An 18,885-nucleotide genomic window follows, 5' to 3' on the forward strand; every position below is an offset into this window, starting at 1 on the left:
CGCCTGACCTTTAATGAACGTCAGGAAACCCAGCCCAGAGGCATTTATGAGTAACAACCTCGACCAGCTCACCGATTGGTTGAAAGACCACAAGATCACAGAAGTCGAATGCATGATTGGCGACCTCACCGGTATCACCCGGGGCAAGATCTCGCCGACCAACAAGTTCATCGCCGAGAAAGGCATGCGCCTGCCCGAGAGCGTTCTGTTGCAGACCGTGACCGGCGACTATGTCGAAGACGACATCTATTACGAATTGCTCGACCCGGCCGACATCGACATGATCTGCCGCCCCGACCAGAACGCGGTGTTCCTGGTGCCGTGGGCCATCGAGCCTACCGCCCAGGTGATCCACGATACCTACGACAAGCAAGGCAACCCGATCGAACTGTCGCCGCGCAACGTGCTCAAGAAAGTCCTCAAGCTCTACGCCGACAAAGGCTGGCAGCCGATCGTGGCGCCGGAGATGGAGTTCTACCTGACCAAGCGTTGCGAAGACCCGGACTTCCCGCTGCAACCGCCGATCGGCCGTTCCGGGCGCCCGGAAACCGGTCGGCAGTCGTTCTCTATAGAAGCGGCCAACGAATTCGACCCGCTGTTCGAGGACGTCTACGACTGGTGCGAACTGCAGGAGCTGGACCTCGACACCCTGATCCACGAGGACGGCACGGCGCAGATGGAAATCAACTTCCGTCACGGCGACGCGCTGTCCCTGGCCGACCAGATCCTGGTGTTCAAGCGCACCATGCGTGAAGCCGCGCTTAAGCACGACGTGGCCGCCACCTTCATGGCCAAGCCGATGACCGGCGAGCCCGGCAGCGCGATGCACCTGCACCAGAGCATCATCGACATCGCCACCGGCAAGAACGTCTTCTCCAATGAAGACGGGACCATGAGCCAACTGTTCCTCAACCACATTGGCGGCCTGCAGAAATTCATCCCCGAATTGCTGCCGCTGTTTGCCCCCAACGTGAACTCGTTCCGCCGCTTCCTGCCGGACACTTCGGCGCCGGTGAACGTGGAGTGGGGCGAAGAGAACCGCACCGTCGGCCTGCGCGTACCGGATGCCGGCCCGCAGAACCGTCGCGTGGAAAACCGCCTGCCGGGCGCAGACGCCAACCCGTACCTGGCGATCGCCGCCAGCCTGTTGTGCGGCTACATCGGCATGGTCGAAGGGCACAACCCAAGCGCGCCGGTCGTCGGCCGTGGTTACGAGCGGCGCAACCTGCGCCTGCCGTTGACCATCGAAGACGCCCTGGAACGCATGGAAAACAGCAAGACCATCGAGAAATACCTGGGTCACAAATTCATCACTGGCTACGTCGCGGTCAAGCGGGCCGAGCATGAAAACTTCAAGCGCGTGATCAGTTCGTGGGAGCGGGAGTTCCTGCTCTTCGCCGTCTGATGCGCCGGGCGCGCCCGTTGAACGGCGCGCCCTCCACTGAAAAGTCTAGGAGATTGGTATGTCCAGCAACAACCCGCAAACCCGTGAATGGCAAGCCTTGAGCAGTGATCACCACCTGGCGCCGTTCAGCGACTTCAAGCAGTTGAAAGAGAAAGGCCCACGGATCATTACTAAAGCCCACGGCGTTTACTTGTGGGACAGCGAAGGCAACAAGATCCTCGACGGCATGGCCGGCCTGTGGTGCGTGGCGATCGGTTACGGTCGCGATGAACTGGCTGACGCCGCCGCCAAGCAGATGAAAGAACTGCCGTACTACAACCTGTTCTTCCAGACCGCCCACCCGCCGGTGCTGGAACTGGCCAAGGCGATCTCCGACGTTGCACCGGCCGGCATGAACCACGTGTTCTTCACCGGTTCCGGCTCCGAAGGCAACGACACCATGTTGCGCATGGTCCGCCACTATTGGGCGATCAAGGGCCAGCCGAACAAGAAAATCATCATCAGCCGCAAGAATGGCTACCACGGCTCCACCGTGGCCGGCGCCAGCCTCGGCGGCATGACTTATATGCATGAGCAGGGCGACTTGCCGATCCCGGGCATCGTCCACATCGCCCAGCCGTACTGGTTTGGCGAAGGCGGCGACATGAGCCCCGAAGAGTTCGGTGTGTGGGCCGCCAACCAGCTGGAAGCGAAGATTCTGGAACTGGGCGTGGACAACGTCGGCGCCTTCATTGCCGAGCCGATCCAGGGCGCCGGTGGTGTGATCGTGCCGCCGGACAGCTACTGGCCGCGCATCAAGGAAATCCTCGCCAAGTACGACATCCTGTTCGTCGCCGACGAGGTGATCTGCGGTTTCGGCCGTACCGGCGAGTGGTTCGGCAGCGATTTCTACGACCTCAAGCCGGACATGATGACCATCGCCAAGGGCCTGACCTCGGGCTACATCCCGATGGGTGGCCTGATCGTGCGCGACGAGGTGGTGGCGGTGCTGAATGAAGGCGGCGATTTCAACCACGGCTTCACCTACTCCGGTCACCCGGTGGCCGCGGCGGTCGCTCTGGAAAACATCCGCATCATGCGCGATGAACAAATTATTAAGCGTGTGCATGATGAAACGGCACCGTATTTGCAGAAACGTCTGAGGGAGCTGGCTGATCATCCGTTGGTGGGTGAAGTGCGTGGTGTCGGCATGCTCGGTGCGATTGAACTGGTTCAGGACAAAGCGACGCGCAAGCGTTACGAAGGCCGCGGTGTTGGCATGATCTGCCGAACCTTCTGCTTCGAGAATGGCCTGATCATGCGCGCCGTGGGTGACACCATGATCATTTCGCCGCCGCTGGTGATCAGCAAGACCGAAATCGACGAGCTGGTGACCAAGGCTCGTCATTGCCTGGACCTGACTTTGGCGGCATTGCAGGGCTAAGTGCTAGGCTCAGAACGCAGTGACTCTCGGGCGCTGCGTTCGGGCAGTTATAAAAGTGGGGGGTTAGTTGAAAGCCGGCCCCCTAACTTGCCAGACTGTAGTCCTGTTTTGCTGCCCTTCGACGGGCTGCCGAACAGCTGTATATCGATGAAGCATGCTGCGGCCCAAAAAAGAAAATTGGAGCATCACCAAATGAAGGCATTAGGTTTGAAGAACGCTGGCAAGACCCTCCTCGCGTTGTCCCTGATGGGCGCAATGGCGGGCGCGGCCCAGGCAGACGATAAAGTGCTGCACATCTATAACTGGTCCGACTACATTGCTCCGGACACCATCGCCAACTTTGAAAAAGAGTCGGGCATCAAAGTGGTGTACGACGTATTCGACAGCAACGAGACCCTTGAAGCCAAGTTGCTGGCAGGCAAGTCCGGTTACGACATCGTCGTACCGTCGAACAACTTCCTCGCCAAGCAGATCAAGGCCGGCGTCTACCAGGAGCTGGACAAGTCCAAGCTGTCCAACTACGAAAACCTGAACACGTCGCTGCTCAAGGCCGTGTCGGTCAGCGACCCGGACAACAAGCACGCTTTCCCGTACATGTGGGGTTCGATCGGCATCGGTTACAACCCGGAGAAGGTCAAGGCCGCGCTGGGTGTCGACAAGATCGATTCGTGGGACATCCTGCTCAAGCCGGAAAACATCGCCAAGCTCAAGAGCTGCGGTGTGAGCTTCCTCGATTCGCCAACCGAAATGCTGCCGATCGCGCTGCATTACCTGGGCCTGCCGACCGACAGCCAGAAGAAAGCCGACCTCAAGCAAGCTGAAGACCTGTTCCTGAAGATCCGTCCTTCGATCGGCTACTTCCACTCGTCCAAGTACATCTCCGACCTGGCCAACGGCAACATCTGCGTAGCCGTGGGTTACTCGGGTGACATCCAGCAGGCCAAATCCCGCGCGGCTGAAGCCGGTGGCAAGGTGAAAGTGGCGTATGACATTCCGAAGGAAGGCGCCGGCAGTTTCTATGACATGGTCGCCATCCCTAAAGATGCCGAAAACGTCGAAGCGGCCTACAAGTTCATGAACTACCTGCTCGAGCCGAAAGTCATGGCTGCGATCACCAACAGCGTGCGTTTCCCGAACGGTAACGAGAAAGCCACCGCATTGGTCGACAAAGACATCACCAGCGACCCAGGCATCTACCCGCCAGCGGACGTGCAAGCCAAGCTGTATGCCATTGCCGACTTGCCGGCAGCGACTCAGCGTGAAATGACCCGTAGCTGGACCAAAATCAAATCGGGCAAATAAGCGAGGTAATCTGTAGGAGCGAGCTTGCTCGCGAAAATCGTCAACGATAACGCAGCGCCTCTGGTCGCCCGCGTTGCCTGTGAGTTCTTCGCGAGCAAGCTCGCTCCTACAAAGAGCGGCAGCCGTACAGTAATTAAATGACAGAAAGTTTTGCCGGATCGGTTTATCGAGGGTAAGTTGCGCGCCGGTTTTGTTGCCGGGCAACAACTTTGGGCCCAACTATTTAAGAGGACCTCCACTTGCCATTTTCTTTATTTCGCCAAGCCTTGCTGGTAGGTGCAGGTATCACGCTGGCTGTCAGCGTGCAGGCCGCATCGACTGTGCATGTTTATAACTGGTCGGACTACATCGGCCCCGACACCCTGGCCAACTTTGAAAAGGCCTCCGGTATCAAGCCTGTGTATGACGTGTTTGATTCCAACGAAACCCTGGAAGGCAAGTTGCTGGCCGGACGTACCGGTTACGACGTGGTGGTGCCGTCCAATCACTTCCTCGGCAAACAGATCAAGGCCGGGGCGTTCCAGAAGCTCGACAAGTCGTTGCTGACTCACTACGCCAACCTCGACCCGGCGCTGCTCAAGCGCCTGGAAAAGAACGACCCGGGCAACCAATACGCCGTGCCGTACCTGTGGGGCACCAACGGCATCGGTTACAACGTCGATAAAGTCAAAGAAGTGCTGGGCGTCGACAAGATCGACTCCTGGGCCGTGCTGTTCGAGCCGGAAAACATGAAAAAGCTTGCGACGTGCGGCGTGTCCTTCATGGACTCGGCAGATGAAATGCTGCCGGCGGTGCTCAACTATATGGGCCTGAACCCCAACAGCGAGAACCCCGAAGACTACAAGAAGGCCGAAGCGAAACTGCTGAAAGTGCGGCCTTATGTGACCTACTTCCATTCTTCCAAATACATCTCCGACCTGGCCAACGGCAACATCTGCGTGGCGGCCGGGTTCTCCGGCGATGTGTTCCAGGCCAAGGCCCGCGCAGCCGAGGCGGGCAAGGGCGTGAACATCGCCTACGCGATTCCGAAAGAAGGCGGCAACCTGTGGTTTGACGTGCTGGCGATCCCCAAGGACGCGACCAACGTTAAAGAAGCCCACGCCTTCATCAACTATTTACTGCAACCTGAGGTTATCGCTCAGGTCAGTGATTACGTCGGTTATGCCAACCCTAACCCAGGGGCGGACGCACTGATGGAGCAATCGATACGCACCGACGAAGCGGTTTACCCACCGCAGGCGGTTCTCGACCGGACATTTGTCAACTTCGAGCTACCCCCGAAAGTGCAGCGTTTAATGACCCGTAGCTGGACCAAGGTCAAGACGGGCAAGTAAGGCTCAAACTATCCTGGGTTCGCCCGCGTCGGGCGAACTGCACTCTTTTTTTTGGGAGTTTCGTAAATGGCAGTTGCCTCCGGCGCCTATAAGAAAGCCCTCGAGGGCGACCAGACACCGAAAAAGGTGCTGGTCAAAATCGACCGGGTCACGAAGAAGTTCGACGAGACGATTGCCGTGGACGATGTGTCCCTGGAAATCAAGAAAGGCGAGATCTTCGCCTTGCTCGGCGGTTCGGGTTCGGGCAAATCCACCTTGTTGCGCATGCTCGCAGGTTTCGAGCGCCCAACCGAGGGTCGCATTTACCTCGACGGTGTGGACATCACCGACATGCCGCCCTACGAGCGGCCGATCAACATGATGTTCCAGTCCTACGCGCTGTTCCCGCACATGACCGTGGCGCAGAACATCGCGTTTGGCCTGCAACAGGACAAGATCCCCAAGGCCGAAGTCGACGCCCGCGTGGCCGAGATGCTCAAGCTGGTGCAGATGAGCCAGTACGCCAAGCGCAAGCCACACCAGTTGTCCGGTGGCCAGCGCCAGCGTGTGGCCCTGGCCCGTTCCCTGGCCAAGCGCCCGAAACTGCTGCTGCTCGATGAGCCGATGGGGGCGCTGGACAAGAAACTGCGTTCGCAGATGCAACTGGAACTGGTGGAAATCATCGAGCGCGTCGGCGTGACCTGCGTGATGGTGACCCACGACCAGGAAGAGGCCATGACCATGGCCGAGCGCATCGCGATCATGCACCTGGGCTGGATCGCGCAGATCGGCAGCCCGGTCGACATCTACGAGACGCCGACCAGCCGCCTGGTGTGCGAGTTCATCGGCAACGTCAACATCTTCGACACCCAGGTGGTCGACGACGCTGAAGGCCACGCAGTGCTCAAGTGCCCGGACCTGGACCGCGACATCTACGTCGGCTACGGCATCGCCACTTCGGTGGAAGACAAGTCGGTGACCTACGCCATCCGCCCGGAAAAACTGCTGGTCACCACTCAAATGCCGACCTGCGAGCACAACTGGTCCAGCGGCAAGGTCCACGACATCGCCTACCTCGGCGGCCACTCGGTGTTCTACGTCGAGTTGCCGAGCGGCAAGCTCGTGCAATCCTTCGTCGCCAACGCCGAACGCCGTGGCCAGCGCCCAACCTGGGGTGATCAGGTGTACGTGTGGTGGGAAGACGACAGCGGCGTGGTACTTCGCTCATGAACATGAAAAAATTCAAGCGCCAGCTGCAACGAATAACCCCCGGTGGCCGGCATGTGGTCATCGGGATCCCTTTCCTCTGGCTGTTCCTGTTCTTCATGCTGCCGTTCTTCATCGTCCTGAAGATCAGCTTTGCCGAAGCCGACGTGGCGATCCCGCCTTACACCGAGATCTACACCTTCGTTGAGCAGAAGCTGCAACTGGTGCTGAACCTGGCCAACTACGCGATGCTCGGCGACGATGAGTTGTACATCGCCGCGTACCTGGGCTCGCTGAAGATGGCGTTCTTCAGCACCCTGCTGTGCCTGGTGATCGGCTACCCGATGGCCTATGCGATTGCCAGTGCGCGCAAAGAGATGCAGACCGTCCTCGTGCTGCTGATCATGATGCCGACCTGGACCGCGATCCTGATCCGCGTGTACGCGTGGATGGGCATCCTCAGCAACAACGGCTTGCTCAACAGCTTCCTGATGTCCATCGGGCTGATCAACGAGCCGCTGCAGATCCTCAACACCAACATCGCGGTGTATATCGGCGTGGTCTATTCGTACCTGCCGTTCATGATCCTGCCGCTGTACGCCAACCTGGTGAAACATGACCAGAGCCTGCTGGAAGCTGCCTCGGACCTGGGGTCGAGCACCTTCAACAGCTTCTGGAAGATCACCGTGCCGCTGTCCAAGAACGGCATCATCGCTGGTTGCATGCTGGTCTTCATCCCGGTGGTGGGCGAGTTCGTGATCCCGGAACTGCTCGGCGGCCCGGAAACCCTGATGATCGGTAAAGTGTTGTGGCAAGAATTCTTCAACAACCGTGACTGGCCGGTGGCTTCTGCCCTGGCGGTGGTGATGCTGGCGATCCTGATCGTGCCGATCATCCTGTTCAACCGCAGCCAAGCCAAAGAGATGGAGGGCAAGATATGAAGCGCGTCAGTTTCTCAAGCTTCATGCTGGTGGCGGGGTTGTTGTTCATCTACCTGCCGATGCTGATCCTGGTGATCTACTCGTTCAACGAATCCAAGCTGGTGACGGTGTGGGGCGGTTGGTCGATCAAGTGGTACGTGGGCCTGCTGGACAACACCCAGTTGATGGGCTCGGTGGCGCGTTCCCTGGAAATCGCCTGCTACACGGCCATAGCGGCCGTGGCGCTGGGTACATTGGCGGCGTTCGTGCTGACGCGCATCAGCCAGTTCAAGGGCCGCACGCTGTTCGGCGGCCTGGTGACCGCGCCGTTGGTCATGCCCGAGGTGATCACCGGTCTGTCGCTGTTGCTGCTGTTCGTGGCGATGGCGCAGATGATCGGTTGGCCCCAGGAGCGTGGCATTGTCACCATCTGGATCGCTCACACCACGTTCTGTGCGGCGTATGTGGCGGTGGTGGTGTCGGCGCGTTTGCGTGAGCTGGACCTGTCGATCGAAGAAGCGGCGATGGACCTGGGCGCGCGGCCGTGGAAGGTGTTCTTCCTGATCACCATCCCGATGATCGCGCCGTCGTTGGCGGCGGGTGGGATGATGTCCTTCGCGCTGTCCCTCGATGACCTGGTACTCGCCAGCTTCGTGTCGGGCCCGGGTTCGACCACGTTGCCGATGGAAGTCTTCTCGGCGGTGCGCCTGGGGGTCAAACCGGAGATCAACGCCGTGGCCAGCCTGATTCTGCTGGCGGTGTCGTTGGTGACTTTCCTGGTGTGGTTCTTCAGCCGACGTGCCGAAGAGATGCGCAAGAAGGCGATCCAGCAAGCGATCGAAGAAGCGGCCGCCGATGGCTGGCAGCAGCCGGACAAGCGTCGGGCGCCTGCGCCGGTCTAACGGCCGACACGGTGCAAATGTGGGAGGGGGCTTGCCCCCGATAGCAGAGTGTCAGTCACTGAAGCTGTGACTGATCCACCGCCATCGGGGGCAAGCCCCCTCCCACATTTTGACCGCATTCCAGGTTGATCAGGCCGTCACCATCTGGATCGCCCACACCACGTTCTGCGCGGCGTATGTGGCGGTGGTGGTGTCGGCGCGCTTGCGCGAGCATCGAAGAAGCGGCCAGCCGATGGCTGGCAGCAGCCGGACAAGCGTCGGGCGCCTGCACCGGTCTAATGGCCGACACGGTGCAAATGTGGGAGGGGGCTTGCCCCCGATAGCAGAGTGTCAGTCACTGAAGCTGTGACTGATCCACCGCCATCGGGGGCAAGCCCCCTCCCACATTTTGACCGCGTTCCAGGTTGATCAGGCCGTCCACATCTGGATCACCCACACCACGTTCTGCGCGGCGTATGTGGCGGTGGTGGTGTCGGCGCGCTTGCGCGAGCTGGACCTGTCGATCGAAGAAGCGGCCAGCCGATGGCTGGCAGCAGCCGGACAAGCGTCGGGCGCCTGCGCCGGTCTAATGGCCGACACGGTGCAAATGTGGGAGGGGGCTTGCCCCCGATAGCAGAGTGTCAGTCACTGAAGCTGTGACTGATCCACCGCCATCGGGGGCAAGCCCCCTCTCACATTTTGACCGCATTCCAGGTTGATCAGGCCGTCCACATCTGGATCACCCACACCACGTTCTGCGCGGCGTATGTGGCGGTGGTGGTGTCGGCGCGCTTGCGCGAGCTGGACCTGTCGATCGAAGAAGCGGCCAGCCGATGGCTGGCAGCAGCCGGACAAGCGTCGGGCGCCTGCGCCGGTCTAATGGCCGACACGGTGCAAATGTGGGAGGGGGCTTGCCCCCGATAGCAGAGTGTCAGTCACTGAAGCTGTGACTGATCCACTGCTATCGGGGGCAAGCCCCCTCCCACATTTTGACCGCATTCCAGGTTGATCAGGCCGTCCACATCTGGATCACCCACACCACGTTCTGCGCGGCGTATGTGGCGGTGGTGGTGTCGGCGCGCTTGCGCGAGCTGGACCTGTCGATCGAAGAAGCGGCCGCCGATGGCTGGCAGCAGCCGGACAAGCGTCGGGCGCCTGCGCCGGTCTAATGGCCGACACGGTGCAAATGTGGGAAGGGGGCTTGCCCCCGATAGCAGAGTGTCAGTCACTGAAGCTGTGACTGATCCACTGCTATCGGGGGCAAGCCCCCTCCCACATTTTGACCGCATTCCAGGTTGATCAGGCCGTCCACGGCGACTGGCGAATCACCTCGACAAAGTTCATCGGCTTGAACCCCGGCTCCTGATCCACCAGCACATCGGTCTTCACGTTGCCGAACGTGGTCTGCGGGCGATGGCGCAAGCCGTCGGCGAACGCGCAGATGATGCATTCCTTGAACCCTTCACCGCGTGGATGTGCATGCACCACGGCTTCGCGCTGCACGGGGGTAAATGCGGCGTAGTCCATGCCCAGCACGTCCATCTCGACGCCGGCGGTGACCAGCGCCACGGTCGGCCGCAGATGCTGTGGCACGCCCGGCGTGGTGTGCAGTGCGATGGACAGCCACACCTGTTCGATGTCGTCATCGCTCAGCCCATGCGGCTTGAGGAAGTCCGCCGCCGCGTTGGCGCCGTCGACTTCGAAACGCTGGTCGTCGCTGCGATGGCCTTCGACCAGGCCCAGGTCATGGAACATCGCGCCGACGTAGAGCAGCTCCGGGTTATAGGTCAGTTGCTTGCGCTCACCGCTCAACGCGCCGAACAGAAACACCCGGCGCGAGTGGTGGTAGAGCAGGTCGGATTCGATATCGCGGATGTAGTCGGTGGTGGCCCTGGCCAGGGCGCTGTCCGGGATCTTGATGCCGGCGATGCTGGTGCTCATGGTCGTTCTCCGCAAGAAAGCGCCAGGGTGGCGCCGAGGCAGCCAGTCTGGTCGCGCGCCGGGGAAGGGGCTATCGCAGCGAGGGTGCGATGTCGGCCAATGTGCTGCTACATCGTGCCAAGTGAAAGTCGGCTAGGGTGTAGCTGGCGATATCGCCCTTGAAGCCTGCGAAAATCCAAAGGTGGAAGGGCGTTTGCCCCCTCCCACAAGGGTTCTGTGTTTATCCGGTTAGGTAAAGGTGTGCCTGTTCATGAGCAAGACCGTCGGCATTCTGATTTTCCCCGGCGTCCAGTCACTGGACGTGACCGGCCCGCTGGATGTGTTCTGCGAAGCGAACCGTTTCCTGTTGCCCGACGACCAGTACCAGTTGGACGTGATCGGCCTGGACCACGGCAATATGGCCTGTTCCAACGGCCTGTCGTTGCAGGCCCATCGGCATTACCGCGAAGCGTTGCAAGCCTATGACCTGCTTCTGGTCGCCGGCGGGCCGCAGCTGCCTTTCGAGGAATTCGGCGCGCACTTCGATGATTGGCTGCGCGGGGCCGCGGCGCGGGCGCAGCGCTTCGGTTCGATTTGCAACGGCGCTTTCATACTGGCCCGCGCCGGCCTGCTCGACGGGAAAACCGTCACCACCCATTGGGGCGATGCCGCCGACCTGGCGCGGTTGTGCCCCAGCGCCCGGGTCGAGGCCGACCGTCTCTACAGGCAGGACGGCAACCTCTACACCTCGGCCGGGGTCACGGCGGGGATCGACCTGTCGCTGTACCTGCTGGCCCAGGATCACGGGCCGGAAGTGGCGTTGAGCGTGGCCAAGCGCTTGGTGGTGTTCACCCAGCGTGCGGGCGGGCAGTCGCAGTTCAGCCCGTTCCTCACGCCCCACGCCGAAACCACTTCGGCGGTGGCGCTGGTGCAAGTGTATGTGCTGGCGAACCTGACCGGCGATCTGACCATCGCGGACCTGGCCAACGCGGCCAATATGAGTGCGCGCAACTTCTCCCGGGTGTTCGCCCGTGAAGCGCGGATCACCCCGGCGGAGTTCGTCGAGCGGGCGCGGGTGGATGCGGCGCGGGTGATGCTCGAAAGCAGCCGCGCACCGCTCAAGACCGTGGCCTATCAATGCGGGTTTCGCGATGCCCAGCACATGCGCAGCGTGTTCAACCGCCGACTGGGGGTGACGCCGCAACAGTTCCGGCTCAACTTCGCCGCGCCGGTGTAGGGGCAACACCGCAGATACAAGCCCCCTCCCACATTTTGACCGCGTTCCAGGCGGTCAGCGGGCTGGCAGCAGCTTCAGCGTACCGCGCGTATTGGCCGTGATTTCCTCGTCGCTGAAATGCGCCTGCTCATAGCCGCCCTCGATATACGTTTCCGCCTGGTCCCCATAGTGCTTGTCGAACGGCACACCGCTTTGCCCTACCGGGTTGATGGTCAGCGCGTGGGGCACGTCGGCGAAGTCGATCAGGCGCCGGGTCGACGGGCCGTAGGTCACCGGCCATGGTGCCGGGCCGATATTGGCTGACTGGTTGTTCGGCACTTCGTGGCTGCCCGGCGCGGGGAAGGGGCCGACGTTGACGAGCCGGTCCAGCGGTTTCTGCGAGCCCAGCGGGTGGCCGTGGGTCAGCGTATGGGCCTTGCCCCACTGCCATTGGCCCGGGTCATCGCCGAAGGTCGCCTTGAGGTGCGCGAGGCTGTTGTCCCAGGCGAGCTTGACGGTGTCGGCACGCTTGCCGTTCCACCAGGGCGAATCCGGGCTCGCGGCCAGGCGGGGCAACGCCGCATCGATCACCCGCGTGCTGAGCAGGGTCTTGAACATGGCGTCGCCGAGTTTCGGGTGGAAGGCCGCGTCAGCCAGGTTGAACAGGAACTGGTTGAACAGCGTGGCGCTGGTGGAGTCCAGCGGATAATCGCCTTTCCAGGCCGCCAGTTGCTCCACCAGCTGCAACTGCGCCGGGTCTTTGACCACCTCGCGCAGCACCGGCAACAGCGGTGCCAGCAGGCGCGGGCCGAAGGCGGTGGTGGTGCCCAGTTGCAGGGCCTGGCTGTTGTTCACGTCCCACTTCACGCGCTTGTCGCTCAACTGCGCGTTCAACTGCTGGCCACGGTCGGCCAGGTTGTAATAGCCGGGGATCTCCATGCCGCTGGGCGACACCGGCTGTGCATTGGCCGACACCACATAGCCACGCGCCGGGTTTTCTTCCTGGGGGTTGGCGCTGAACGGGTAGAAGCCCAGCTTGTCGGCCTGGGCCGTGCTGCCGTCGAGGATAAACCCGGGGTTGACGCCGGCCGGGCGGATCGGCAACTGCGCCGCCGCCCACCAGCCGATATCGCCCTGGGCATTCGCCCACACAATGTTCAGCCCCGGCGCCGACACCTTGGCCGCCGCGGCACGGGCCTTGGCCAGGGTGTCGGCGCGGTTGAGCTGGTAGAACCCTTCGAGGATCGGGTTCTGGGTGTCGAGGAACGCCCACCACATCGCGATCGGCGTCTTGCCGGCGTTCTCGCCGAGCACGTCATTGATGATCGGGCCGTGGGGCGATTGACGCAGGGTCAAGGTGACCGGTGCCTGGCCCTTGACCGCGATCTGTTGCTCGCTGCGGGTCATGTCGACCCATTGGCCGTGGTACCAGACCTGGTTGGCGTTGTCCGGATTGACCTGCTCGGCGATCAGGTCGAGGTCGTCGTTCTGGAACATGGTCAGGCTCCAGCCGAAATCCAGGTTGTGCCCCAGGAACGCCACCGGCACCAGCGCGTTGTGATAGCCGTACAACTCAAAGCCCGGCGCCGACAGCTGCGCCTCGTACCACACCGACGGCACTGAGAAGCGGATATGCGGGTCACACCCGCCAGCAACGGCTTGCCGCTCTGGGTGCGGCTGCCGCTGATCGCCCAGGCGTTGCTGCCTTCGAACTGCGGCAAGCCGTTGTCGGCCAGGGCCTGTTCACTCAGGGCCGCGATGGCGCCGAGGTTTTGCCAGTCGCTGGCGGCCAGGTTGAGCGCGCCCTTGGGTTGCCAGGCGAGGTCGAACACGTTCAGGTAATCGCTGCCCAATTGGTCGCGTACATAGGTCAGCAATGGCTCGGTACGAAACGCCGCAGCAAAGCTGTAGGCCATATACCCGGCGACGCTGATGGTGTCCTCGGCGGTAAACGGCCGCTTGGGGATGCCCAGCACATCGAACTCCATCGGGCTGGCGTGGTTGTCCTGATACTGGTTGATCCCGTCCAGATAGGCTTGCAGGGCCTTCCAGTGCGCCGATTCGTGGTCCAACTGCGCCACATAAGTGGCGGAGCGCTCGCGAATGCGCAGGCTGCGGAACAGTTTGTCGGTGTCCAGCAGCTTGGGGCCGAGCACTTCGGCCAATTCGCCGCGCGCCAGGCGTCGCATGATTTCCATCTGGAACAGCCGGTCCTGGGCATGCACGTAGCCCAGGGCGCGGTACAGGTCGGTCTCGTTCTCGGCACGGATATGCGGCACGCCACGCTCGTCGTAGCGCACCGTGACCGAACCTTGCAGGTTCGCCAGCGTCACGGCGCCCTGGCGGGTGGGTTGCTTGCTGTAGACGTACCAGCCGGCACCGACGGCGACCAGCGCCAGCAGCACCGCGAGAACCTGCAAGAGGCGCTTCATGAACATTCCTTACCAAGAGTGGGGCGACGGGCTACGAACCGGTTGGCCACGAACAATAGCAGCCCACCGCCAGGGTGTGAGTGGCATTCACTGCGCGGCCTGCTGCAAGGGCCTTGAGGATCGGCTCGATAAAACTGTTGCTGGCGTTGCACGTCAGCCCTTCGCTGTAGGGCCCGAAATACGCGAGCTTGCCGCTGCGGTCCCAGATCGCCACGGCCGGGGTCGCGGGTATCTGATCGGCGCCGGGCAGGCTGCTGAGGATTTTCATCTGGCGCAGGTTGTCGGGCAACTGGCCGTGGCTGCCGGGTTTCTGCAGGGCGTAGAACTCGACGCCCTGGGGCGCGTAGTGCTCGATCAATTCGCCGAGGTGCTGCTGGTTGCCGACGTTGCACGGGCAGGCCGGGTCCCAGAAATGCACGAGGCGGATCGGGCCGGGGCCGGCGAGGTCGTCGGGCAGGCGCAGCGCGTCGCCGGAAAACACCGCCGTGTGTTCGCTGAAGGCACGCAGGTAGCGGCCTTGGAACCAGTCATACGCCGCCCATAACACGCCGGCGCAGAGGATCAGCAGCAGGCTGGCGAACAGGGTGGTGCGGTAGGGCTGTCGCATTCAGATCAATCCTCGAAGGACGCGTAGCTTGCCATGCTTGCCCCGACAGATGAATATCGCAGCTCGATATTCCTCTGCGCAGCGCGTGAAGCCCCAAGTCTGGAACCTCTTATGCCCGTCACCTTTGACCCCGATCACCTGCGCGACAGCTTGCGGCCCCTGGTGGATGCGCAGCCGCTCAGCGCCGAGGCGCGGGTCTATCAGCGCTTCTATGGGCTGGACCTGCGCGCGCGCCAGGTGCCGGCGGTGAGCCGCCTTGGCCGGTTCGAGGTCGATGGGTTCGCGGTGGTCGCCCAGGTGTGGTGGCCGCCGGTGCCGGTGGCGACGATGTTCATGTTCCACGGGTTCTACGACCATATGGGGCTGTACCGCCACGTCGTCGACTGGGCACTGGACCAGGGTTTCGTGGTGATCGCCTGCGACCTGCCGGGCCATGGCTTGTCCAGCGGCGCGCGGGCCAGTATCGATGATTTTGCGGTGTACCAGGACGTGGTGCAGGCGCTGTTCGCCCAGGCCGAAGCGCTGCACCTGCCACGGCCCTGGCATCTGTTCGGGCAAAGCACCGGCGGCGCGGTGGTGGTGGATCACTTGCTCAACCATGGCGCCGACAGCCCGGCCCAGGGTAAGACTTTTCTGCTTTCACCCCTGGTGCGTCCGCGTGGGTGGGGCTGGTCGCAGGTCAGCTATTACCTGCTGCGGCCGTTCGTCAAAGGCATCGCCCGACGGTTCAGCGAAAACACCAATGACCCGGCCTTCAAGCCGTTCCTCGAAGCCGACCCCTTGCAGCCGCGCCAATTGCCGACCGCCTGGGTCGGGGCACTGGCGCGCTGGGTCAGGCAAATCGAAGCCGCACCGCGCAGCCCGCGGCGGCCGCTGATTGTGCAGGGCGAAGAGGATATGACGGTGGATTGGCAGCACAACCTGCAGGTGCTGCGGGGCAAGTTCGATCAGCCTGAGGTGTTGATGCTCAAGCGCGGCCGGCATCACTTGGCCAATGAGATCCCGGAGATCCGCCAGGAATACTTCAAGTACCTCACCGACCACCTGAAATAACGCGGTACAAATGTGGGAGGGGGCTTGCCCCCGATAGCAGGGTGTCAGTCAGCACATCTGATACTGACCCACCGCTATCGGGGGCAAGCCCCCTCCCACATTTCCTACTGCGCCAGGCTTGAGGTGCTTTGACCGACCGCCAGCCCTGCGCGCACGGCCGCAAGCGCCGCCTGGTAATACGCCTTCCCCTGCGGTGACTCGGCAAACGTAGCGAATTCTTCCAGTTCCGGGTCGGACAAATCCCGATAGACGTACAGCAACGTGTTGTTCAGGTCATTGCCGATCTGTTGCATCAGCCGTTCGCGTTGTCCATCCAGCATGCCCTGGGCCTGGCCGCCGCCCAACAGGCCGGGGATCATCTGGCTCAAGCTGTCGGCCGCCACGCCGGCGATCGCCAAGCTGACTTCGGCGCCGGCTTCGCGGGCGGGCAGGGCCTGGGCCAGGTGGCCGATGATCAGGCTGCGGGTGGCGTCGGCTTCGATGTGCGGCAGGCCTTGGGCATTTTTTGCCAGCTGGTCGCGGCGGGTGGCCAGCAGTTCGGCAGCGACAATCTTGCGCCCCAGTGGCGACTGGAAAAACGCCAGGGCCGGTGCCGGGTCCGCCAGGTGCTTGCGCAGCTGGGCTTCGGCGCGCCGGTCCACGGCCTGGGCGGCGAAGCGCTTGTTGCTGTTGTCGACCAGCGCCTGGTACACCGCCGGCGGCAGGCTGTTGCGGTAGCGTTGCTGGGCGGCACTGAGGGCGTCATTGAAATGCGCGCGTTGTTCGGCCCAGCCGGCGACCTTGTACAACTGGTCATGGCCGTCTGCCCAAGCGGGCAAAACGCAGAACATCAGCAAGGAAAAAAACAAACGACGCATATGGACTCCTGTCAGTCGGCCACTATTGTCCGTGTCGGGCGTAGGATTTGTCGAGAAGTCCTATCAGTCACCTGACTAAAGTGCGTTCAGACGCTCAGCGGCTCTGTCGGATTCACAGGCGTATGGATACTATGCGCGCCATGCAAATATCCCACGATCACCCATTGCTGCAACGCATTGTCGACGACCTGGCCGAAAAGGGCTGGTCGCAGCAAAACGGCTTCCTGCCCCAGGCTCTGACCCTGGAACTGGCGGCTGAGTGCCGTAAACGTGCGGCTGAAGGTGAGCTGGCCCCGGCGGCGGTCGGGCGCGGGCCGGCCCAGGAGATTCGCGAGGGTATTCGTGGCGACCATATCCAGTGGCTGGAGGAGGGCGACGCCGTCGTCTGCGACCGCTATATGACGGTGATGGACAGCCTGCGCCTGGCGATAAACCGCAGCTTGTTCCTCGGCCTGGAAGATTTCGAAAGCCATTTCGCGATGTACCCGCCGGGGGCGTTTTACCTCAGGCACCTGGACCGGTTTCGCGACGACGACCGGCGCACGGTCTCGGCGGTGATCTACTTGAACGACGAGTGGCTGCCGGAACACGGCGGCCAGTTGCGCATGTACCTCAAGGACGGCGTCGAACTCGACGTGGTGCCCAGCGGAGGTTGCCTGGTGGTGTTCCTGTCCGGCGAAGTGCCCCACGAAGTGCTGCCTGCTACCCGCGAGCGCCTGTCGCTGACCGGCTGGTTTCGTCGGCGCGGTAACGAGCCGTTTTAAGCATGGAAAAAATTCTCGTCAGCCGCTGCCTGCTCGGGCACAAAGTGCGCTACGACGGCGGCGCCAGCGGGCCGTTCGATCAACTGGCGGTATGGCAGGCCGAAGGCCGCGTGGTTGCGATCTGCCCGGAAGTGGCGGGCGGTTTGCCCACGCCCAGGCCTTCCGCCGAGATTCCGGGCGGGCAGGGTATCGACGTGTGGGAGGGCCGCGCCCAGGTGCTGACCGCCGCGGGCGAGGACTTCAGCGCCGCCTTCCTCGACGGCGCCCGCCAGGCGTTGGCGCTGGTGCAGCGCCACAATATCCGTATCGCCGTGCTCAAGGCCAATAGCCCGTCCTGTGGCAATGTGCTGACCTATGACGGCACTTTCAGCGGTGTGAAGGTGAGCGGCGAGGGTGTCACGGCGGCGCTGCTCAAGCGCCATGGGGTGTGGGTGTTCAGTGAGTTGGAGTTGCTTGAGGCGGCGCAAGCCCTGGCCCGTCTCCCAAGCCCTCCCACATTTTGATTTACTGTGCTTTGACTTCCGCCGTGTCGCTTTCGAGCCACTTCTGCCCCAGCGCCTTCAACCGGCCATCGGCTTTCACCCGTTGCAGCGCATTGTCCAGGCTCGCCTTGAACGCCGGGTTGCCCTTCTGGAACGGAATGGCCAGCGCCGGCTTGTCGCGATAAGGCTCACTGAAATCGAACTGATCCTGCAACTCGGCAGTCATAGCGATATGGTTGATGGCCACGTCGTACTTGCCGCTTGCCACGCCGGGCAGCATGTCGCTGTCGTCGGTGGTGATGAACGAGGGGCGCACATCCATCTCTTTGGCCAGTTGTTCACCGAGTTCCACTTCAAAACCGGTGAGTTTCTCGCCGTCCTTGAAGTTGAAGGGCGGGGTATTGGCCTCGAGGGCGATGCGCAGTTCACCGCGGTCAAACACATCATCGATCAATTCGGCGTGAGCCAAGGGGCTCATCAGAGGAAGCAGCAGTAACAGGCCAGGCGAAAAGCGCATGGTCACTCCTAAATAATTCGAATGTGCGAGGCGCGGTTCAGCATCGCTTTGTTATGGTGTTGAGTGCCTTGGACAGCAATTAGTCGCTAAGTTGTCATAACCCTACAAATTTCATAGAAAAGTGGAGAAGCGAATGAAAGCCCTTTTGTCTCGTGTAACGATTGCCGGCGTACTATTGGGTGCTTCGATGTTGGTGACCGCCGCAGACGGCATCCCTCGCAGCGCGCCACCTGAAAATGCCAAAGTGTTTATCGTTTCGCCGAAAGACGGCGCCACCGTCGATAAAACCTTCACCGTCAAGTTCGGCATGGAAGGTCTGAAACTGGCCCCGGCCACCGACCAGACCCCAGGCACCGGCCACCATCACCTGCTGGTCGACCAGAAGGCGCTGCCCGACGCCAGCGTGCCGATCCCGGCCACCGACAGCGTAATCCACTTCGGCAAGGCCCAGACCGAAACCGAGCTGACCCTGACCCCTGGCAAGCACACCTTGCAACTGGTCGCCGGCGATAAACTGCACATGCAGTTCAACCCGACTGTAGCGTCGAAAGTGATCACGGTTAACGTCAAGTAAGATTTGTTCAGAC

General features: G+C 61.9%; 16 protein-coding genes and 5 pseudogenes. 16 read left to right on the forward strand and 5 right to left on the reverse strand.

What is annotated here, in order from left to right; all coding sequences use genetic code 11:
• Positions 1-46 precede the first annotated feature (46 nt).
• The 11 genes and pseudogenes from ACVWZP_RS22205 to ACVWZP_RS22255 all read left to right on the forward strand — a co-directional run.
• Entirely contained in the window at positions 47-1,405 is a 1,359-nt protein-coding gene (locus ACVWZP_RS22205) for a glutamine synthetase family protein (protein ID WP_017845082.1), read from the forward strand.
• Between the two features lie 58 nt (positions 1,406-1,463).
• Positions 1,464-2,828, forward strand: coding sequence for an aspartate aminotransferase family protein (locus ACVWZP_RS22210; RefSeq protein ID WP_017845081.1), 1,365 nt, complete (start codon positions 1,464-1,466; stop codon positions 2,826-2,828).
• A 207-nt stretch (positions 2,829-3,035) separates the two neighbouring features.
• A complete protein-coding gene (locus ACVWZP_RS22215; RefSeq protein ID WP_026139797.1) occupies positions 3,036-4,130 on the forward strand; it encodes a polyamine ABC transporter substrate-binding protein in 1,095 nt (364 codons plus the stop codon).
• Positions 4,131-4,369: 239 nt separating this feature from the next.
• The gene (locus tag ACVWZP_RS22220; RefSeq protein WP_017845079.1) at positions 4,370-5,464 is read left to right on the forward strand and encodes a polyamine ABC transporter substrate-binding protein; all 1,095 of its coding nucleotides are present in this window, start codon (positions 4,370-4,372) and stop codon (positions 5,462-5,464) included.
• A gap of 66 nt (positions 5,465-5,530) precedes the next feature.
• A complete protein-coding gene (locus ACVWZP_RS22225; RefSeq protein WP_017845078.1) occupies positions 5,531-6,673 on the forward strand; it encodes an ABC transporter ATP-binding protein in 1,143 nt (380 codons plus the stop codon).
• Positions 6,670-7,590 carry an ABC transporter permease subunit gene (locus tag ACVWZP_RS22230; protein ID WP_046381716.1) on the forward strand — a complete coding sequence of 307 codons (921 nt, stop codon included), beginning with the start codon at positions 6,670-6,672 and terminating at the stop codon, positions 7,588-7,590. The genes ACVWZP_RS22225 and ACVWZP_RS22230 overlap by 4 nt, the downstream gene beginning before the upstream one ends.
• The gene (locus ACVWZP_RS22235; RefSeq protein ID WP_046381717.1) at positions 7,587-8,471 is read left to right on the forward strand and encodes an ABC transporter permease subunit; all 885 of its coding nucleotides are present in this window, start codon (positions 7,587-7,589) and stop codon (positions 8,469-8,471) included. Before ACVWZP_RS22230 ends, ACVWZP_RS22235 begins: the two co-directional genes overlap by 4 nt.
• Before the next feature lie 136 nt (positions 8,472-8,607).
• Positions 8,608-8,682, forward strand: a pseudogene (locus tag ACVWZP_RS22240) (hypothetical protein); the annotation flags it as partial.
• A gap of 204 nt (positions 8,683-8,886) precedes the next feature.
• A pseudogene (locus ACVWZP_RS22245) lies at positions 8,887-8,988 on the forward strand (putrescine ABC transporter permease PotI); the annotation flags it as partial.
• A gap of 188 nt (positions 8,989-9,176) precedes the next feature.
• A pseudogene (locus tag ACVWZP_RS22250) lies at positions 9,177-9,278 on the forward strand (putrescine ABC transporter permease PotI); the annotation flags it as partial.
• Between the two features lie 188 nt (positions 9,279-9,466).
• Positions 9,467-9,595 (forward strand): annotated as a pseudogene (locus ACVWZP_RS22255) (putrescine ABC transporter permease PotI); the annotation flags it as partial.
• Positions 9,596-9,749: 154 nt separating this feature from the next.
• Here ACVWZP_RS22255 and ACVWZP_RS22260 read toward each other — a convergent pair.
• Positions 9,750-10,391 carry an HD domain-containing protein gene (locus ACVWZP_RS22260; protein ID WP_169881785.1) on the reverse strand — a complete coding sequence of 214 codons (642 nt, stop codon included), beginning with the start codon at positions 10,389-10,391 and terminating at the stop codon, positions 9,750-9,752.
• A 250-nt stretch (positions 10,392-10,641) separates the two neighbouring features.
• On the opposite strand from ACVWZP_RS22260, the gene ACVWZP_RS22265 reads away from it, so the two are divergent.
• Entirely contained in the window at positions 10,642-11,607 is a 966-nt protein-coding gene (locus tag ACVWZP_RS22265; protein WP_457370159.1) for a GlxA family transcriptional regulator, read from the forward strand.
• Positions 11,608-11,661: 54 nt separating this feature from the next.
• Here ACVWZP_RS22265 and ACVWZP_RS22270 read toward each other — a convergent pair.
• A pseudogene (locus tag ACVWZP_RS22270) lies at positions 11,662-14,018 on the reverse strand (penicillin acylase family protein).
• A 31-nt stretch (positions 14,019-14,049) separates the two neighbouring features.
• Positions 14,050-14,625, reverse strand: coding sequence for a DUF6436 domain-containing protein (locus tag ACVWZP_RS22275; RefSeq protein ID WP_046381720.1), 576 nt, complete (start codon positions 14,623-14,625; stop codon positions 14,050-14,052).
• A 111-nt stretch (positions 14,626-14,736) separates the two neighbouring features.
• Here ACVWZP_RS22275 and bipL point away from each other — a divergent pair, with 111 nt between their 5' ends.
• Positions 14,737-15,678: a phospholipase BipL gene (bipL, locus tag ACVWZP_RS22280; protein WP_301555585.1), complete on the forward strand. Its 942-nt coding sequence runs from the start codon at positions 14,737-14,739 to the stop codon at positions 15,676-15,678.
• A 104-nt stretch (positions 15,679-15,782) separates the two neighbouring features.
• On the opposite strand, the gene ACVWZP_RS22285 is transcribed toward bipL, so the two are convergent.
• Positions 15,783-16,535, reverse strand: a complete 753-nt coding sequence (locus ACVWZP_RS22285) for a DUF2059 domain-containing protein (RefSeq protein WP_017845071.1) — start codon at positions 16,533-16,535, stop codon at positions 15,783-15,785.
• Between the two features lie 131 nt (positions 16,536-16,666).
• On the opposite strand from ACVWZP_RS22285, the gene ACVWZP_RS22290 reads away from it, so the two are divergent.
• Both ACVWZP_RS22290 and ACVWZP_RS22295 read left to right on the forward strand, forming a co-directional pair.
• Positions 16,667-17,299 carry a 2OG-Fe(II) oxygenase gene (locus tag ACVWZP_RS22290; RefSeq protein WP_057003976.1) on the forward strand — a complete coding sequence of 211 codons (633 nt, stop codon included), beginning with the start codon at positions 16,667-16,669 and terminating at the stop codon, positions 17,297-17,299.
• A 2-nt stretch (positions 17,300-17,301) separates the two neighbouring features.
• Positions 17,302-17,802 carry a DUF523 domain-containing protein gene (locus tag ACVWZP_RS22295; protein ID WP_046381722.1) on the forward strand — a complete coding sequence of 167 codons (501 nt, stop codon included), beginning with the start codon at positions 17,302-17,304 and terminating at the stop codon, positions 17,800-17,802.
• Between the two features lies 1 nt (position 17,803).
• Here the strand turns inward: ACVWZP_RS22295 and ACVWZP_RS22300 are convergent, their stop codons facing one another.
• Positions 17,804-18,298 carry a transporter substrate-binding domain-containing protein gene (locus ACVWZP_RS22300; protein WP_046381723.1) on the reverse strand — a complete coding sequence of 165 codons (495 nt, stop codon included), beginning with the start codon at positions 18,296-18,298 and terminating at the stop codon, positions 17,804-17,806.
• Between the two features lie 133 nt (positions 18,299-18,431).
• Here ACVWZP_RS22300 and ACVWZP_RS22305 point away from each other — a divergent pair, with 133 nt between their 5' ends.
• Positions 18,432-18,872 carry a DUF4399 domain-containing protein gene (locus tag ACVWZP_RS22305; RefSeq protein ID WP_046381724.1) on the forward strand — a complete coding sequence of 147 codons (441 nt, stop codon included), beginning with the start codon at positions 18,432-18,434 and terminating at the stop codon, positions 18,870-18,872.
• The last annotated feature ends 13 nt before the right edge of the window (positions 18,873-18,885 follow it).

The organism is Pseudomonas sp. TE36184, assembly GCF_054060055.1.

Bases quoted from the DNA above. Each gene is read 5' to 3' on its own strand.
- ACVWZP_RS22285 (WP_017845071.1), bottom strand. From the start codon at position 16,535: ATGCGTCGTTTGTTTTTTTCCTTGCTGATGTTCTGCGTTTTGCCCGCT.
- ACVWZP_RS22265 (WP_457370159.1), top strand. From the start codon at position 10,642: ATGAGCAAGACCGTCGGCATTCTGATTTTCCCCGGCGTCCAGTCACTG.
- bipL (WP_301555585.1), top strand. From the start codon at position 14,737: ATGCCCGTCACCTTTGACCCCGATCACCTGCGCGACAGCTTGCGGCCC.
- ACVWZP_RS22300 (WP_046381723.1), bottom strand. From the start codon at position 18,298: ATGCGCTTTTCGCCTGGCCTGTTACTGCTGCTTCCTCTGATGAGCCCC.
- ACVWZP_RS22290 (WP_057003976.1), top strand. From the start codon at position 16,667: ATGCGCGCCATGCAAATATCCCACGATCACCCATTGCTGCAACGCATT.
- ACVWZP_RS22210 (WP_017845081.1), top strand. From the start codon at position 1,464: ATGTCCAGCAACAACCCGCAAACCCGTGAATGGCAAGCCTTGAGCAGT.
- ACVWZP_RS22205 (WP_017845082.1), top strand. From the start codon at position 47: ATGAGTAACAACCTCGACCAGCTCACCGATTGGTTGAAAGACCACAAG.
- ACVWZP_RS22230 (WP_046381716.1), top strand. From the start codon at position 6,670: ATGAACATGAAAAAATTCAAGCGCCAGCTGCAACGAATAACCCCCGGT.
- ACVWZP_RS22225 (WP_017845078.1), top strand. From the start codon at position 5,531: ATGGCAGTTGCCTCCGGCGCCTATAAGAAAGCCCTCGAGGGCGACCAG.
- ACVWZP_RS22260 (WP_169881785.1), bottom strand. From the start codon at position 10,391: ATGAGCACCAGCATCGCCGGCATCAAGATCCCGGACAGCGCCCTGGCC.
- ACVWZP_RS22275 (WP_046381720.1), bottom strand. From the start codon at position 14,625: ATGCGACAGCCCTACCGCACCACCCTGTTCGCCAGCCTGCTGCTGATC.
- ACVWZP_RS22295 (WP_046381722.1), top strand. From the start codon at position 17,302: ATGGAAAAAATTCTCGTCAGCCGCTGCCTGCTCGGGCACAAAGTGCGC.
- ACVWZP_RS22235 (WP_046381717.1), top strand. From the start codon at position 7,587: ATGAAGCGCGTCAGTTTCTCAAGCTTCATGCTGGTGGCGGGGTTGTTG.
- ACVWZP_RS22305 (WP_046381724.1), top strand. From the start codon at position 18,432: ATGAAAGCCCTTTTGTCTCGTGTAACGATTGCCGGCGTACTATTGGGT.